Origin of the sequence: Nocardia sp. NPDC056611 (assembly GCF_042792755.1) — a bacterium.
Lineage (GTDB): Bacteria > Actinomycetota > Actinomycetes > Mycobacteriales > Mycobacteriaceae > Nocardia.
Genome location: NZ_JBHTVV010000005.1, coordinates 483,096 through 499,119 on the forward strand (window position 1 = coordinate 483,096; position 16,024 = coordinate 499,119).

A 16,024-nucleotide genomic window follows, 5' to 3' on the forward strand; every position below is an offset into this window, starting at 1 on the left:
GCGGGTCACCGACCTCGGGCACCGGGGTGGGCCGCGGGTTGCGGTCCGCGGGTGCGGGTCCGGCCGTGGGCGTCGACAGCGGCGTCGAGCGAGAGGTTGATGTCCATCAGCTGGTCGATGGTGTCGCCGTGCAGCCGGACGAACTCCTCGCGGGCCCTGCCGCGACGGAAGGAGATGAACGACCGGTCGGATTCGAGCTGCCAGGTATACCAGAACAGGTACGGCACGGTGAGCACGAAATTGACTATGCCCCAGACGATCCAGACGTCGTTGTCGAACCAGCCGTCCGAGGGCATCACCTTCGGGAAGATGTTGTAGATGGCGATCACCAGCATCAGCACCGGCAGCGTGTAGATGCGCGCCATGATGTAGAGCTCGGGCCGCCGCTTCACGAGCGGATAGATCTCCGCGACCGCGAGAATGCAGACGCTGGCCGCGAAATGCTCCTCCTCGGGCGGGTAGCCGCCGAAGGTGAAGCACAGATTCCAGGTGGTGTAGAGGAAGTTCCACGCCATCGTGGTGTAGGCGACGAGCTCGGCATTGCGGCCCGGCAGGATCTCCCAGAACCGCGGCGAGTACGGGATCGTCAGGCACAGGCCCAGTCCCACCGCCGCGTTCCAGTAGTTCCCGATCTCCGCGTCCCGCAGCGTGGCCTCGGCGATATTGAGGAACAGGATCGCGTACGGGAACCACAGGAACCGCGGATTGCGCAGGATGTCCCAGAACCGCCCCACCCGCTGCTCGGCGACCGCGACGCGCATCAACCCGACGATGGTCAGCGGTATCAGCACCGACAGGATCTTGGCCCAGGAGAACCAGTTCACCAGCCCGATATCGTGCCCCGGTCCCCAGATCCACAGCGGGAACGTCAGCAGCGACAGCCCCCACACCCAGGTCGCCGGACGCGGGTGCACCCGCATGTAATCGACGATCACCCAGAGGATCGCGCAGAACACGAGCATGGACACCGCGGTCACCCAGGTGAATGGGGCCGGGTTCCCCGAAACCGCCTCCGAGGCCGCACTGATCACAGCGATCCCGCCTTCCCACGAACAGACTGGCAATAACTCAGCAATCACCGATTCTCGTCATCGTGCCCCATGCGCCTCCGATTCCCGCCGCAACGCGCCACAACCGCCGACGGGACGGCCGACCAGCGCCTATCCTGTGTCACAGGTCCGTCCCTGTCGCGGACCGGTTCTCCGCTGCGGACGCATTCACCTCCGGGGGTTGTCTTGATCGACGAGCGGCCGATCGTGTTGACCGATGAGTTCTTCCAGGACCCGCACGCGACCTACGAGCGGCTACGCGAGCTCGGGCCGGTCCATCACGTGCGGTTCCCGCACGGCGTGATCGGTTGGCTCGTCACGGATTACGCCACCGCGCGGCAGGTGCTGAGCGACCCGACGGTCAGTAAGAACCTGCACGCGGTGGCCGACGACAATCGGTTGGTGGCGGGTGCGACCGTCGCGGATCCGGGCAACAGCCGGCACATGCTCAATGCCGATCCGCCGCACCACACCCGGATGCGCAAGCTGGTCGATCGGGCGTTCACCCCGGCCGCCGTCGCCGCCCTGGCGCCGCGGATCACCGCGATCGCCGACGAGTTGCTCGATGCCATCACGCCCGGCACGACGGTGGATCTGCTGCGGGAGTTCGCCTTCCCGCTGCCGATCACCGTCATCTGCGAACTGCTCGGCGTGCCCGCCGCCGACCGCACCGACTTCCAGCGCTGGTCGAGCGAACTGGTCAGTGCGCGGAGTCACGAGTCGAAGGCCGATGCCAACGCCCAATTGGCGAAATACCTCGACGATCTGATCGCCGGGCACCGGGCCGATGGCGGGACCGATGTGCTGTCGGCATTGATCCGCGCCACCGCGGAAGGCGACCGGCTCACTTCCGACGAGCTTCGGTCCAATGCCCTGCTGCTGCTCATCGCCGGACACGAGACGACGGTGAACCTCATCGGCGGCTGTGTTCTCGAACTGCCCGACGATCCCGGAGCCCGGACCCGGATCGCCACGGATCCGGTGGCCGCCAAGACTTTCCGGGAGGAGGTCCTGCGGTTCCACAGCCCGGTCAATATCGCCACCTTCCGCTACACGACGGCGCCGCTCACCCTCGGTGAGGTCCGCATCGAGCCCGGGGAGTTGGTCATGGTGTCCCTCGGCGCGGGCAATCGCGACCACACCCGCTTCGACGAGCCGCACACCTTTCACGCCGACCGAATCGACAATCACCACATCGCCTTCGGCTATGGAGCCCACTTCTGCCTGGGCGCGCCGCTGGCGCGGCTCGAGGCCGATATCGCCGTGGCCCGGCTGCTCGCGCGGTTCCCCGCACTCACCGTCACCGAGCGCGAGCGGTTGCGGTGGCGGCCGAGCCTGGTCATCCACGGTCTCAGCGAACTGCCGGTCACCTGCCGCTGACCGATCGGGTGGATGGGACACTGTCGGGACCATTCACCCGATCCGGCGAGGAGGACCCGGCGCTGTGCCGAAGATCCGGGCGGCGACCGTCGCCGAACACCACGCGGCCCAGCGGCGCGCGCTGCTCGACGCCGCGCGCGATGTGCTGACGGCCGGGCAGGTGCCCACGCTGACCGAGGTCGCGACACGGACCGGGCTCGCGCGGCCCAGCGTCTACCAGTACTTCAAGTCGCGCGACGACCTGCTGATCGCGGTACTGGAGGACGCGTTCCCGCGCTGGAGTGCGCGCATCGCCGAGCAGATGGGCCGGGCCGCGAACCCGGCGGCGCGGGTGCTCGAATACATCACCGCCAATATCGATCTCGTGGTGGAGGGCGAGCACGCCGTGGCGCGGGCGCTCGCGTCCGCCCTGCCGAACAACGATATGGCCGGGCGCGCACGGCAGTTGCACGACGGGCTCACCACACCGCTCACGGCCGCGCTGGAGGAGCTGGGCGCGGCCGATCCGGAGCTGACGGCCGAGCTGGTGAACGCGATCGTGCACGCCGCGACCCGGATGGTCGAGGCGGGCACCGAACCGACGGTGGTCGACGCGCGGGCGCGGGAGCTGGTGGCCCCGTACCTCGCGGCGCTGTCGGGCTAGCGGGCGCGCGGTCTACGGCAGGATCGAGTCGACATAGCCGCCGTCGACCCGCAGTGCACCACCCGTGGTGGCCGAGGCGAACGGGGAGCTGAGATAGACCACCATGTTCGCGATCTCCTCGGGCTCGATGAGTCGCTGGATCAGTGATTGCGGCCGGTGGGCGCGCATGAACTCCCGCTGCGCTTGATCCCACGGCAGCGCGGGGTCCACCAGCTGGTAGACGAAGTCCTCCACCCCGGCGGTGTGCGTCGGCCCGGCAATGACCGAGTTGACCGTAACCCCGGTTCCGGCTGCGTCTTTCGCGAATCCGCGGGACAGCGCCAGCAGCGCCGTCTTGGACACGCCGTAGTGGATCATCTCCTCGGGAATCACGATGGCCGAGTCGCTGGCGATCTGCAGCGCGCGACCCCAGCCCCGGTCGATCATGCCCGGCAGATAGGTGCGGATCAGCCGGGCCGCGGCCAGCACATTGACCTCGAAGTAGGTGCGCCACTGCGCATCGGTGATCTCCCGCGCGGGCACGGCCCCGAAGATCCCGAGGTTGTTCACCAGGATGTCGACGGCGGGCAATTCGTTCAGCAGTCGATCCACGCCCTCGGCGGTGGCGACGTCGGCGGTGACGCCGTGCGCGTCGGCCCCGGTGAGCCGCAGTTCGGCGACCGCGGATTCGACCCGGTCGGCGGTGCGGCCGTTGACGGCGACGCGCGCTCCGCTGCGGGCCAGTCCGGCGGCGATGGCCAGCCCGATGCCCTGGGTGGAGCCGGTGACGAGTGCGGTTCTGCCGGTCAGATCGATGTTCACGAGCGACACTCCTTCGCAGGGGGACGACCGCGCGGGCGTGGCTCGCGCCGTGGCCGAGTCTATGGGTGCGGCCGAAGCCGAACGCACAGCGAGACGTCGTTCGGCGAGGCGTGAGGCTGCGCGGACAACTAAGGTCACGTCCCAAAAACAGGGAGTACCGCGTGACCACACACACCGAAGCCCGCCCCTACCCGTTCGGGGAGCCGGTCCGGCTCGATCCACCGCCGCTCGTGGCGAAACTCCAACGCGAGGAACCGATTTCGCGCATCCTGCTGCCGTATGGCGGCGAGGCCTGGCTCGTCACCCGTTACGCGGATGTGCGCTCGGTGCTCAGCGACCCCCGCTTCAGCCGCGCCGCCACGGTGGGCCGAATGGATGTGCCACGGGTGCGGGAAACGCCTGCGCTGCCGAACATTCCGACCAGCATGGACCCACCGGAGCTGACCCGGCTCCGCAAACTCACCATGACCGCGTTCACCTCGCGCCGGGTCCAGCAGCTGCGCCCGCGCGCCGAACGCATCGTCGACGAGCTGCTCTCCGCCATGGAGGCCGCGGGCTCGCCCGCCGATCTCGTCGAGGCGCTGGCATTGCCGCTGCCGGTCACCGTCATCTGCGAAATGCTCGGCGTCCCACCGCAAGACCAGCATCGCTTCCGCGATTTCTCCGACGCGATCATGTCCACCACCGCGGTCACCGACATGGAGCGCGCGATGGCGTATGCCGCCGTCGCGGGGTATCTGACCGAGCAGATCGCCGTACGCCGCGAGCGACCGGCTGACGACCTGCTCGGCGCGCTGGTGGCGGCTCGGGACAACGAGGATCGGCTCAGCGAGGAGGAGCTGATCACCCTCGGCATCACCCTGCTGGTCGCCGGGCACGAGACCACGGCGAACCAGATCGCCAACTTCACCTACGTGCTGCTCACCGAACCGGGCGAATGGGACCGGCTGCACGCCGATCCCGGGCTGGTCCCGACCGCCATCGAGGAGCTGCTGCGCTACATCCAGGTCGGCAACGGCGGCGCGTTCCCCCGCATCGCCACCGAGGACATCGAACTCTCGGGCACGGTGATCCGCGCGGGGGAATCGGTCTTCGTCGATCTGCAGGCCGCCAACCGCGACGAGATGGTGTTTCCCGATCCCGGCACCCTGGATCTGACCCGGCATCACAACTCACACTTGACTTTCGGCCACGGATTCCATCACTGCGTCGGCGCGCAGCTGGCCCGCCTCGAACTGGATGTCACGCTCACCGCGATGTTACACCGATATCCGCAATTGCGCCTGGCGGTCCCGGCGGACGCCGTCGAATGGAAGAAAGGCATGCTGCTGCGTGGCCCGAAGGCGCTTCCGGTGGCCTGGTAGCCACCTGAATACACGCTGCCCAATACGATAAATCCGACTTATCGCAGCGCGACAACGGCATTGACAGACCAGTCTGTCCACCCACCCAGATCACACCGCCGCACCGTGACTGAATCGCTCTGAGCTGCAAGGCTGTTGAGAGTGACGGCTCACATTGACAGCATCAGCCAGGTCCCGATAGCGTGTTGCCATGACGTTGCGGGTCAGATGACCAACAGCGAACAATTGTCGGGGACGCGCTGTCGGGATTGATTTGTGACTATTTTTCAATGGGTTTCGCATTTGCGCGGAATGACATCATTTCAGTTTGGAAATACACTATGCCATCGGTGATCTCGGCCGTAGTCATCGATGAACTCATTCGCAATGGCGTGCAATGGTTCGTGTATTGCCCCGGGTCTCGGAACGGTCCGATCGGCTTCGAATTGGCGCGGCGCGCCCGGGCCGGGGAGATCGAATTCCAGGTCCGGCTGGACGAACGCTCGGCAGCCTTTGTGGCACTGGGCATCACGAAGGCGACCGGCCGTCCGGCGGTCGTGGTGACCACCTCCGGCACCGCGGTGTCGAACCTGCTACCCGCGGTCACCGAGGCCAACTACTCGGACCTGCCACTGGTGCTGGTGACCGCGAATCGCCCGCCCGACGTGCTGGGCACCGGCGCGTCGCAGACGGTGGACCAGCCCGCGCTGCTCGCCTCGCAGACGCGTCACGTGCAGCAGACCTGGTCCGGCGGCCCGGTCGACGCGACCGCGAATGGCGTACTGCGGTCACAGGTTTGCCGCACACTGGGTATCGGAACCGGCAAACTGATCGGCCGCCCGGGCCCGGTTCAGATCGACGTACCGCTGTCGTCCGGCCTGCCACCGCAGCCCGAAACCTCTTCTCCCGCAGGACGTCCCGGCGGCGTCCCGTGGATCGCCATGCCCGAGATCCCGGGTGCGGCGCACCCGGATACGGTCGAGCTCGACCTGCGCCGGCCCACCCTGCTCATCGCCGGTGACGGTGCGGACCCGGCCGCGCTGCCGCCGCTGCCGGTGATGGCCGAGCCGACCGTGGCGGTCGGCGACCGGAAACGCCTGCACCCCTGGGTTCTCGACCAGGTGCGGCCCGAGCAGGTCGTGGTCTACGGCCGTCCGACCCTGCATCGCAATGTCGGCCGCCTGCTGGCCCGGCCGGGCGTGCGCACCGTACTCGTCGCCGGGGGCGGCGACTGGCTCTACGCCGCACCGGATATCGAGCTGCTGTCCCGGAATCCGCGCTGCACCGGTGATCCGGCGCCGGACTGGATCGAGGAACTCGAACACGCCGACGAGACCGTGCGCGACGCCTGGTCGCGGACGATGACCGAGCCCGCCAACCGCCGCACCGGCGTCGGTGTGGCGCACGCGGTGCTCGGGGCCCTGCGCCCCGGCGACCTGCTGTGGCTCGGCGCGTCCAACCCGATTCGCGACGTCTCGCTGACCGGCCTGATCCCGCCGGGCGTGGACGTGCTGTCCAATCGCGGCGTCGCGGGTATCGACGGAAACGTCAGTGCCGCGACCGGAGCCGCGCTGGCCCGCCCCGACCGGCAGGTCGTCGCACTGCTGGGCGACCTGACCTTCGCCTACGACGCGTCCGGATTGCAGACCGGGCGGCTGGAACGCATGCCCGCGAACCTGACCATCGTGGTGTCCAACGACGCCGGCGGCGGCATCTTCGAACTGCTGGAGCAGGGCGACGCCCGCTACAAGCGCGAGCCCTACGGCGACACCTTCGAACGGATCTACGGGACACCGCAGAACATCGACATCGCGCACCTGTGCCGCGCCTACGACGTCGCGCACGCCACGGTCGAGATCGACGACCTGGCCGCGTCACTGGGCCGCGCCCGCCGGTCCGATCGCCTGTCGGTGCTCGAAATCCCGGTCGCCCGAACCGATCTGCGTGATGTGCACGCTCGCACCCGCCAGGCGGTGGAGGCCGCGTTCGACGCGACCGCCGTCTCGGCACTGAATCTCGAGCTGGAGCTGCACTCCTGATGCCAGACCCGTCCGACGCCATACCACTGATTCCCCTGCTCGTCCCCGACGATCCCGACGCCGCGGTCGACACCATCCGCCGCGCCATCGAGCTCGCGTACCGCGGTGGCGAGGCCATCGCCCCGATCACCGATCCCGTGCAGGCACAGGGGCTTCCGCCGACCGTGCCCGCTACCACCGCGGTGGTGCTGTCCACCTCCGGTTCCAGCGGTGTCCCGAAGCGAACCCTGTTGTCCCGCACCGCCTTGTCCGCCTCGGCGCAGGCGAGTTCGGAGCGGCTCGGCGGCGCGGGCGACTGGCTGCTGTGCCTGCCGGCGGGATTCGTCGCCGGCTTCCAGGTGATCTCGCGGGCCACGCTCGGCGGCACGCGGGTGACGACGCTGCCCGGCGGCCACTTCGATCCCGCCGCGTTCGCGGCCGCGGCCCGGCGTCTGCCCGCCGGTCGCCGCTACACCTCACTGGTCCCCACCCAGGTCACCCGGCTGCTCGCCGACGCCGAATCCCGAACCTCCCTGGCGGTTTTCGACAAGATCCTGATCGGCGGCGCGCGCCTCGACGACGAGACCGGCCGTGTCCTGCGCGAGCTGACCGACGCCGTGGTCACCTACGGCATGACCGAGACATGCGGCGGCTGCGTCTACGACGGCACGCCGTTGCGGGGTGTGCAGGTCGAGATCATCGACGGCATAATCCATCTCGGCGGCAGCGTGGTCGCCGACGGCTATCTCGATGTCACCGGCGAGCAGCCCTTCTACCGCGAGGGCGACACCCGCTGGTACCGCACCTCGGACCGCGGGCACTGGTCGCAGGAGCTGCTGGTGCCCACCGGCCGCGTCGACGACCTGATCAATACCGGCGGCGTGAAGGTGTCCGCGGTCGCGATCGAACAGGCCCTGACCGGCGTGCCGTGGATCGAGTCCGCGGTGGTCATGGGCGTGCCCGACCGCGAGTGGGGCGAGCTCGTGGGCGCGTATCTGGTGACGCGCCACTCGATTCCGGACCGCGACCTGGAGCCGCTGCGCGAGCGCGTGCGGCAGCGGCTGGGCCGGGCCGCGGTGCCCAAGCGCTTCGTTCTCGGCGCCGAGCTGCCGTTGCTGGCGAACCAGAAGATCGACCGCCGCGCCGTGCGCGACCGACTGACCACCACCGAATCGGAGCACTCCCATGCATGATCCCGTGCGATTCCGCCTGGCCGGCGCGAACGGCCCGGTAGGCCTGGACGGGCCGCTGATCTGCTATCACAATCTCGCCGAGGCGGAGGCCGCGGTGCGGGCGGGCGCGTACGGCAATGTGGTGGCCGGCGCGATCCCGTTCGACACCGAGCTCGCCGAGTCCTCGCTGTACCTGGGCTGGCGGACCACCACGCCGGACCGGAGCCCCCGGCGTCCCGGGCCGCGTCCGGAGTTCCGCGCCGACGTCGAGTTCAACGACGCCGCGATCGCGGACTATCTGCGCCACATCGACGACGCGCTGGCCCTGTTGCGCGCCACCGAGCCCGAGCTGGAGAAAATCGTCATCTCGCGCTGCGAGCGCTATTTCTACGACGGCGTGGTCGATCCGCTCGCCCTGTTCGATCGGATCACCGAGCTGTACCCGAACGCGCGCAGCTACTTCGTCGAGCACCTCGACCACCCGGGCGTGTACACGATGGGCGCGAGCCCGGAGCTGTTCCTCGCGAAGTCCGGGGCCACCCTCACCATGACGCCGCTGGCCGGAACGGTGCTGCGCGACACCCGGCTGCCCGAATCCGCGGACCGCGAACGCGCCCGCGCCCTGCTGTTCGACGACAAGTACCTGGCCGAGCACCGGCACCTGGTCGACTTCATGGTGAAGGGCCTGTCCGCGTTCTGCCCCGACCTCGACTATCCCGACGATCCCGAACTGGTCACCGCTCCGGGCCTGTGGCACTTGGGAACTCCCATCACCGCCCGCCTGCTCGACGCCGACGTCCCTGTGACCGACCTGGTCGCCGCACTGCACCCCTCCCCCGCGGTGTGCGGCGTGCCGCAGGCCGCATCGCGGCGGATGATCGCCGACTACGAACCGGCCCGCGCCTACTACGGCGGCCTGGTCGGCTGGATCGACAGCGCCGGCGACTGCGAGTTCCACATGGCGCTGCGCGGACTCGAATTGGATTCGCACCGCAGCGATCTCACGCTGCGCACCGGCGGCGGCGTGGTGTCGCGCAGCCGGATCGACACCGAGTTCGCCGAGACCTCGGCCAAGCTGGCGACCATGCGCCGGGTGCTGGGGATCCCGTGATGCGTGACGCGGTCATCGTCGCGGCGGTACGCACGCCGATCGGACGGGGAAAACAAGGCGGCGCGCTCGACGGCGTGCACCCGGTGGACCTGATGGCGCACAGCCTGCGCGCCGTGGTCGAACAGGCCGGCATCGATCCGGCGCTGATCGACGAGGTCATCGGCGGCGTGGTCAGCCAGGTCGGCGAACAGGCCACCAATGTCACCCGCCGCGCCTCGCTGGCGGCCGGATTCCCGGAATCGGTGCCCGCCAGCACCATCGACCGGCAGTGCAGCGCCAGCCAGCAGGCGCTGCGCTTCGCCGCGCACGCGGTCATCGCCGGGGACTGCGACCTGGTGGTGGCCACCGGCGTGGAGTCGGTGAGCCGGATTCCGATGGGCACCAGCCTGCTCGACGTGGACAACCTCACCGGATCGGCGTTCCTGGAACGCTATCCGCAGGGCGTGCCGTGGCAGGGCATCAGCGCCGAACTCATCACCGCGCGTTGGGGATTCGGGCGCGGCCAGCTCGACGACTACGCGCTCGAGAGCCATCGCCGCGCCGCCGAGGCCACGAAGCGGGGCGGATTCGACGCCGAATTGACCCCGCCGATCAACGGCCTGGCCCGCGACGAGACCATCCGATTCGACGCCTCCGCGGCCGGACTGGGCGCGCTGTCGCCGTCGTTCTACAACGAGGCCATCGCCCAGCGGTTCCCTGAGATCGCCTGGCACATCACCGCGGGCAATGCCAGCCAGCTCGGCGACGGCAGCGCGGCGGTGCTGGTCACCACCAGCGAACACGCCAAGCGACTCGGGCTCACCCCGCTGGCCCGGATCCGCAGCCACATCGCGGTCGGCGACGATCCGTTCCTCATGCTGACCGCCGTGGTGCCCGCCACCGAAAAGGTGCTCAAGCAAACGGGACTGACGCTGGACGACATCGATCTCATCGAGATCAACGAGGCGTACGCCAGCGTCGTACTCGCGTGGGCGCGCGAAACGGGGGCCGACCTCGACCGGGTCAACGTCCACGGCGGCGCGATCTCGCTCGGGCATCCGCTCGGGGCCAGCGGAGTGCGGCTCACCGCCACCCTGGTGCACGCACTGCACGAACGCGGCGGTCGCTACGGCCTGCAGACCATGTGCGAATCCGGCGGTCAGGCCAATGCCATGATCCTGGAAGCACTCTGACGCGGCCCGCACATCGCGCGCCGTGCCCCGCTCAGTGCGCGGCGCGGGCGGCGGCCAGGATCGCGGCGATCGCCGGGTCGCCCGCCGCGACCTCGGCGAACGCCGTGGCGAGGGTGTCCTCGTAGGTGGTGCGGGCTTCCCGGTAGCGGTCGCGTCCGGCGTCGGCGAGCACGGTGTACACCCCGCGCTTGTCGTCGGGACACAGGTCGCGGTAGGTGAAGTCGGCCGCGTTCAGGCGGCCGACCAGCCGGGTCACCGAACTCTGGTTGAGCCCGAGCTTGTCGGCGAGTTCCTGCATGCGCAGCTCGCTGTCAGGGGCCTGATCGAGGAAGCTCAGCGCCCGGTACTCCGACAGTCCGAGCCCGTGACGACGCTGCAGGGCCGTCGCGAGGCGGCTCTCCACCTGCGCGTGCAGGATCAGCATGCGGTTCCAGAGTTGGGCGTCCGCACCGGTTTTCACGCTCTTCGCCTGCGACGGCATCGACTCACTCCCTCGATCTGGCGGTGTCCGGACGAGACGTCGGCCACCGGGGCTTGACACAAGTTTACATGTACATGCATGCTCTTCTTCGCGAGCATTTACTTGCACGTACATACAATCACATGAAGGGTGCAGCTCCCATGGCTTGGGTCTATCTGCTGATCGCGTCCGTGTTCGAGATCGTCTTCGCACTGGCGACCAACGCCACCCACGGGTTCACCGTCCTGGGCCCGTCCCTGCTCACCGCGGCGGCCGCCGCGGGCGGGATCTTCTTCCTCAGCCTGGCCCTGAAATCCCTCGACGTCGGCGTCGGCTACACGGTGTGGACCGGCATCGGGTCGGTCGGCACCGTGCTGTTCGGGGCGGCGGTGTTCGGCGAGGAGTTCACCCCGGCCAAGGTCCTGGCCTTCGTGCTCATCATCGGCGGCGTCGTGGGGTTGAAGATCGCCGACAAGCTCACCGGCGCTCCCGCCTGATTCGACGACTCACCTTCCCGTTCCACCCTTTTCGAGGAGAAACCGTCATGTCCTGGGTATACCTGCTCATCGCCGCCGTCTTCGAGGTCGCCTTCGCACTCGGCACCAATGCCACCAAGGGGTTCACCCGCCTGTGGCCGTCGGTATTCACCCTGGCCGCCGCGGCGGCGGGAATCTACACGCTCAGTCTCGCCCTGCGCACACTCGATGTCGGGGTGGGGTACACGATCTGGACGGGCCTCGGCTCGATCGGCACCGTCGTCCTGGGCGCGCTCATCTACAAGGAGAAGATCAACGCGCCCAAGGTGATCGCCTTCGGGTCGATCATCGCCGGGGCGCTGGTGCTGCGACTGGCCGCCTGACCTACCCGAGCAGGTAGGCCGGGGTGCTCGGCGGGCCGGACTTGGTCACGAACTCGTGGCGCAGGCGGTGGAACGGCGAGGCGGGATCGAACACCTCCTCGGTGAGGTGTTGGAGCTCCTCGGAGCGGTACGCCGCCAACGGTTTCACCGCCTCGTCGGCCGCGCGGCGGCGCTGCTTCTCGTGGATGCGGGCGGGCAGGTCGGGGTCGGCGGCCAGGGCGGCGGCCGCGTGCCGGACCCAGGTGCGGAACTCCGCGGGATCGCCGGGCACCGCGTGATCCACCAGGCCCAGCGCGGCGGCGGCGCGGGCGCCGATCGGGAGCGCCTCTCCAGTCAGGCGATCCGCGCACGCCGCGCCCACCCGGCGGGGCAGGGTGTAGGTCCAGTATTTCGAACCGCGCAGGCCCGACACGCGGTAATGGGGGTTCAGCACCACCGACTCACGGCACCAGACCTCATCGGCGGCCAGGGCCAGCATCACGCCGCCGGCGGCGGCATTACCGGGCAGCGCGGAGATCACGAGCTTGTCGGTGGTGGTCAGGACGGCCTCGACGAGGTCGTTGAAAGCGTTGATATTGCGCCAGGATTCGGCAGCGGGGTCGGGGGCCGCCTCGATCACATTGAGCTGGATGCCATTACAGAAGAAGTCTCGGGCCGGGCCGAGGACCAGCACCTTCACCGCGCGGGTGCACGCCTGACGGTAGGCCGCCAGCAGGCGTTCACACTGGCGGGTGCTCAGAGCGCCACCGGCATAGGTGAATCCGAGGTAGCCGACCTCGTCGTATTCGTAGTAGCGCAGTTCCGACCAGGTGACGCGCACAGCGGCTTCGCAAGGACTCACCGGCACGTCGGGAATATCGGCGAGCAACTCGGGGCCGAGCACGTCGGTGGCGGGCAGTTTGAACGTCGGCGGGCCGTCGGGATGCGGGTGGGCCCGCAGCTGCGGGATCCACACCGCGCCGTCGACGGTGGCGCGGCAGATCGCGCCGTCGCGCGTGGCGATCACCGTGCCCGGAACGCCACGCAGCCGGTCCTCCAGATGACCTCCGTAGAGGAAGTACTCGCCGCCGTACAGCTCGTCGAGCACGCCCGGATTCGAGTCGGCGGCACGGAGTTTTCGTAGCACCGTCGCGGTGCTGTCGTGAGCCCAGTCGATGCGTCGGAAGTACTGGGCGTAGCGCGGGTGCGGCGGCGCGGTCACCTCGGTGCGCGGGTCGATCGGTGCGGCGCCGTGCTGTTCGAACCGGTCCAGCGCGCGCAGCAGGGCCGCTACCGCGGCGTCGGCGACCTCGGTCCGGTTCAGCTCACTCTTGGAGCACATGCGCATCGGGAACGATTCCGATGCCCAGACCGGACCCAGGCCGGACGCGTCACCGGCGCGCTGCACGGTGACGCTCCACGACGCGGCATTGGTGCCGATCGCCCAATCCAGTGACGACGGACCGCGATCGCCTTCCGGCCCCGGCCGCACGATCAGCACCACGTGCCGGGCGCGCAGGTCCGCCGGGACCGGTTCGGCGAGCATGAGCCCGACGATGAGGTCGGGCCCGAAGGCCGCCGCCCCGGCCCTGATCGCGTCGTCACCGAGCGCCAGTTCGACCCCGATGAGATGACCCCGCTCGGCCAGCTCGATCCGGATGCGCTGCGTCAGGCTGTCGAAGGCGCTGGCCACGAGCAGGATTCGCATCGGACTTCTCCCCTTGGAACACGGCTCAGCGTTGAGCCAGCTAACTACTTCCATCTAGGAATAATGGACGAACCAGCGCTTGACAAGTTTCGGGATCAAGCTGTTACCAAAGGAAATTCAGAAACGAAGCACTCTGTCCCTGCTGACGTATCGACGCGATCAGGGTGGCGCAGCACACAATTGGTTATCGAATTCAGCAGCTGGTCTGGACCGGATCCCCGCGGAAACGCGACTCCACGTAGTTCCAGGCGTCCGGGAAACCCGCCACCGCCGTGGTCATGTGCTCGGCGATCTCGAAGGGCCGGAACACCACCGGCGCGCCCGACTTGCAGTAGTGGTCGGCCACCTCGGCAACCGGATCGAAGGCCGTCAGCTCGTCGAAACGCCCCTGCCAGAAGTAGGTCGGGGCAGTCGGGTTGCCGGGGTGATAGCGCAGGCTGTTCTCCCGCAGCACCTCGTGCGCCACCGGCGAGTCCATCAGACTCTTGGACGCGGCCATCTGATCGGCGCTGCGGAAGGCGCCGTGGAACAACAGGAAGCGGCGGCAGGCGTCATGGGTGAATTCCCGGAACCACAGGCCATTCTCGTTGAGCTGATCCGAGATCGGCAGACGGTCCGGATACTCGCGCTCCAGCCCCATGGCCGCGGCGAAGGCCAGGCCGAAGCCCGGGTGCGGGGCGAAGCCCAGCGACAGCGCCATCTGCTCCAGGTCGGCCGGAATGCCGCCCGCCACCACAGCGTCCAGCTTCAGATCGGGGGCGTACTCCGGCTGCAGGGCCCCGGCCCACGCCGTCGCCATGCCGCCGCCGGAGTACCCGGCCAGCGCCACCGGCGAGTTGCCCAGGCCCAGCTCGGCGACCTTGCGGACCGCCTTCACACTGTCCAGGGTGACCATGCCGCTCAGCTTCGCCGCACCGTAGGCCACATTGGGGCCCAGGTAGTCCGGCATCGAGATGGCCCAGCCCCGCCCGATCGGCAGCATGGCGCCCGCGCCGTCCTGCAGTTCGCCGTTGAACAGCGAGCGCGACGGGTTGCACTGCGAGCCCAGGGAATTGATCAGGGCCTGATAGGAGACCAGCGGCGGGTTCTTGACGCCCTTGGGCATCAGCACCGTGGTCATGCCCAGGATCGGCTGGCCCTGGGAATTGCTGGAACGGAAGGCGACCTGCCAGCCGTCGGTGCCCACGTACAGGCCCGGGTCGATGCGACGGGTACGGACCACGTCACCGGGCGCGAAACCGCTCAGATCGGCGGGCGGGTTGTAGAAAGGATCGGAATCCTGTGTGGGATAAAGGGGTTGAGCCGATACGGGGGCGCACACCGCCCCCGCGGTCAGGATGCTCAAGGCCAGGACCACCGCCCTGGCGGATACTGCGAACAACGACGTTCCCTCACACTTCAGCCGTTCGAGTCTCGCGCCCCCGACTGCACGTGAACGAACGGTCGACCAACAAGCAACGGATTGGCATGCGGCACAGCCGCGCCCATGAACCGGGAGAGGACAGACAGCAAGCCTCTCGCGAATCGTACAGTGACGCTACAGCTAACCTGGTCCAGCGTCCAGACATACGGATAAACGAGGCATGAACTGTCAGCCGGCAGTCCCACTCAGTAGACGATCGAGCCCACCGATCAGGAAAACGACCTGGTCTTCGTATAAGTCGGAGAGCTCCTGCGCGGGCGGTGGAGTCGCACCCGGATGCCAGTCATCGGCTCGACTGAGCGCCTGCAGGAAACCCATGAGGGCAATGGCCCAGCGAGCTTCCAGGCGATCGGGATCCGAGGCCGGGAAGGCGCGGCGCAGCTGGACGTGCAGCTGATCGGGCAGGTCCTGCTCGGCGGTCGTCAGCGCCGGATGCGAGAGCAGGGAGAGCTGGGTGACGATCTTGATCCAGCGCATGCCGCGAGTCCGATGCGCCAGCAGCAGGTCTCGATACGGCTCGGTGACCGCGCGCACCAGCGTCTCCGCGGTCGGCGGCTCGGGGCGCGCCGCCAGCGCATCGGCATTGGCGCGAATGCGGTCACGCACCGCGGCGCCCAGATCCAGCAGCACCGCGGCGATCAGATCGTCCTTGGTGCCGAAGTGGTAGTTGACCGACGACGGACCCAGACCGGCCGCGGCATTGACCGCGCGGACCGACACCGCGTCCACACCCTGGGCGGCGAACAGGCGCTCGGCGGTCTTCACCAGCCGGGTGCGGGTCGCATTGCCCTGGCGGTTCTGCATCGGGACGGTCACGCCACGAGCTTCGCACATCGGCGCGGCGGGCCCGCCAGCCCGGGGTACACAAGTGGATCGACAGAACGATTTCCGGACGCTGAAACCGCC

At 68.6% G+C, this 16,024-nt stretch carries 15 protein-coding genes; 9 read left to right on the forward strand and 6 right to left on the reverse strand.

The window, feature by feature from the left end; all coding sequences use genetic code 11:
- Window positions 1-5 precede the first annotated feature (5 nt).
- Window positions 6-968 carry a hypothetical protein gene (locus ACFRAQ_RS27755; protein ID WP_379104728.1) on the reverse strand — a complete coding sequence of 321 codons (963 nt, stop codon included), beginning with the start codon at window positions 966-968 and terminating at the stop codon, window positions 6-8.
- Between the two features lie 267 nt (window positions 969-1,235).
- On the opposite strand from ACFRAQ_RS27755, the gene ACFRAQ_RS27760 reads away from it, so the two are divergent.
- Together ACFRAQ_RS27760 and ACFRAQ_RS27765 are read left to right on the forward strand one after the other, a co-directional pair.
- Window positions 1,236-2,429, forward strand: a complete 1,194-nt coding sequence (locus tag ACFRAQ_RS27760; protein ID WP_379104730.1) for a cytochrome P450 — start codon at window positions 1,236-1,238, stop codon at window positions 2,427-2,429.
- 64 nt (window positions 2,430-2,493) lie between these two features.
- Entirely contained in the window at window positions 2,494-3,072 is a 579-nt protein-coding gene (locus tag ACFRAQ_RS27765) for a TetR/AcrR family transcriptional regulator (RefSeq protein WP_379104732.1), read from the forward strand.
- 12 nt (window positions 3,073-3,084) lie between these two features.
- Here the strand turns inward: ACFRAQ_RS27765 and ACFRAQ_RS27770 are convergent, their stop codons facing one another.
- Window positions 3,085-3,873, reverse strand: coding sequence for an SDR family NAD(P)-dependent oxidoreductase (locus ACFRAQ_RS27770; protein WP_379104734.1), 789 nt, complete (start codon window positions 3,871-3,873; stop codon window positions 3,085-3,087).
- Between the two features lie 161 nt (window positions 3,874-4,034).
- Between ACFRAQ_RS27770 and ACFRAQ_RS27775 the strand changes: the two genes are divergently transcribed.
- The 5 genes from ACFRAQ_RS27775 (at window position 4,035) to ACFRAQ_RS27795 (ending at window position 10,689) form a co-directional block, all read left to right on the forward strand.
- Window positions 4,035-5,237, forward strand: coding sequence for a cytochrome P450 (locus tag ACFRAQ_RS27775; RefSeq protein ID WP_379104736.1), 1,203 nt, complete (start codon window positions 4,035-4,037; stop codon window positions 5,235-5,237).
- Window positions 5,238-5,566: 329 nt separating this feature from the next.
- On the forward strand, window positions 5,567-7,255 hold the full coding sequence (gene menD, locus ACFRAQ_RS27780; protein ID WP_379104738.1) for a 2-succinyl-5-enolpyruvyl-6-hydroxy-3-cyclohexene-1-carboxylic-acid synthase: 1,689 nt from the start codon (window positions 5,567-5,569) through the stop codon (window positions 7,253-7,255).
- Complete coding sequence (locus ACFRAQ_RS27785) at window positions 7,255-8,427, forward strand: AMP-binding protein (protein ID WP_379104741.1); 1,173 nt, start codon at window positions 7,255-7,257, stop codon at window positions 8,425-8,427. Before menD ends, ACFRAQ_RS27785 begins: the two co-directional genes overlap by 1 nt.
- Window positions 8,420-9,517: a chorismate-binding protein gene (locus tag ACFRAQ_RS27790; RefSeq protein WP_379104743.1), complete on the forward strand. Its 1,098-nt coding sequence runs from the start codon at window positions 8,420-8,422 to the stop codon at window positions 9,515-9,517. The genes ACFRAQ_RS27785 and ACFRAQ_RS27790 overlap by 8 nt, the downstream gene beginning before the upstream one ends.
- The gene (locus ACFRAQ_RS27795; RefSeq protein ID WP_379104745.1) at window positions 9,517-10,689 is read left to right on the forward strand and encodes a thiolase family protein; all 1,173 of its coding nucleotides are present in this window, start codon (window positions 9,517-9,519) and stop codon (window positions 10,687-10,689) included. The genes ACFRAQ_RS27790 and ACFRAQ_RS27795 overlap by 1 nt, the downstream gene beginning before the upstream one ends.
- Window positions 10,690-10,720: 31 nt before the next feature.
- On the opposite strand, the gene ACFRAQ_RS27800 is transcribed toward ACFRAQ_RS27795, so the two are convergent.
- Window positions 10,721-11,170 (reverse strand): MarR family winged helix-turn-helix transcriptional regulator, encoded by a 450-nt coding sequence (locus ACFRAQ_RS27800; protein ID WP_379104748.1) that lies wholly within the window; start codon window positions 11,168-11,170, stop codon window positions 10,721-10,723.
- Window positions 11,171-11,310: 140 nt separating this feature from the next.
- Between ACFRAQ_RS27800 and ACFRAQ_RS27805 the strand changes: the two genes are divergently transcribed.
- Window positions 11,311-11,646 (forward strand): DMT family transporter, encoded by a 336-nt coding sequence (locus tag ACFRAQ_RS27805; protein WP_379104751.1) that lies wholly within the window; start codon window positions 11,311-11,313, stop codon window positions 11,644-11,646.
- A gap of 47 nt (window positions 11,647-11,693) precedes the next feature.
- Window positions 11,694-12,008: a DMT family transporter gene (locus ACFRAQ_RS27810; RefSeq protein ID WP_379104754.1), complete on the forward strand. Its 315-nt coding sequence runs from the start codon at window positions 11,694-11,696 to the stop codon at window positions 12,006-12,008.
- Window position 12,009: 1 nt separating this feature from the next.
- Here the strand turns inward: ACFRAQ_RS27810 and ACFRAQ_RS27815 are convergent, their stop codons facing one another.
- The 3 genes from ACFRAQ_RS27815 to ACFRAQ_RS27825 form a co-directional block, all read right to left on the reverse strand.
- On the reverse strand, window positions 12,010-13,695 hold the full coding sequence (locus ACFRAQ_RS27815) for an enoyl-CoA hydratase-related protein (protein WP_379104757.1): 1,686 nt from the start codon (window positions 13,693-13,695) through the stop codon (window positions 12,010-12,012).
- A gap of 193 nt (window positions 13,696-13,888) precedes the next feature.
- Window positions 13,889-15,076, reverse strand: coding sequence for a lipase family protein (locus tag ACFRAQ_RS27820; protein ID WP_379104759.1), 1,188 nt, complete (start codon window positions 15,074-15,076; stop codon window positions 13,889-13,891).
- 210 nt (window positions 15,077-15,286) lie between these two features.
- A complete protein-coding gene (locus tag ACFRAQ_RS27825) occupies window positions 15,287-15,934 on the reverse strand; it encodes a TetR/AcrR family transcriptional regulator (RefSeq protein WP_379104763.1) in 648 nt (215 codons plus the stop codon).
- Window positions 15,935-16,024 lie beyond the last annotated feature (90 nt).

What these genes read in the sequence shown, in the direction of transcription:
- ACFRAQ_RS27790 (WP_379104743.1), top strand. Translation starts at nt 8,420, where the DNA reads ATGCATGATCCCGTGCGATTCCGCCTGGCCGGCGCGAACGGCCCGGTA.
- ACFRAQ_RS27815 (WP_379104757.1), bottom strand. Translation starts at nt 13,695, where the DNA reads ATGCGAATCCTGCTCGTGGCCAGCGCCTTCGACAGCCTGACGCAGCGC.
- ACFRAQ_RS27785 (WP_379104741.1), top strand. Translation starts at nt 7,255, where the DNA reads ATGCCAGACCCGTCCGACGCCATACCACTGATTCCCCTGCTCGTCCCC.
- ACFRAQ_RS27805 (WP_379104751.1), top strand. Translation starts at nt 11,311, where the DNA reads ATGGCTTGGGTCTATCTGCTGATCGCGTCCGTGTTCGAGATCGTCTTC.
- ACFRAQ_RS27795 (WP_379104745.1), top strand. Translation starts at nt 9,517, where the DNA reads ATGCGTGACGCGGTCATCGTCGCGGCGGTACGCACGCCGATCGGACGG.
- ACFRAQ_RS27810 (WP_379104754.1), top strand. Translation starts at nt 11,694, where the DNA reads ATGTCCTGGGTATACCTGCTCATCGCCGCCGTCTTCGAGGTCGCCTTC.
- ACFRAQ_RS27800 (WP_379104748.1), bottom strand. Translation starts at nt 11,170, where the DNA reads ATGCCGTCGCAGGCGAAGAGCGTGAAAACCGGTGCGGACGCCCAACTC.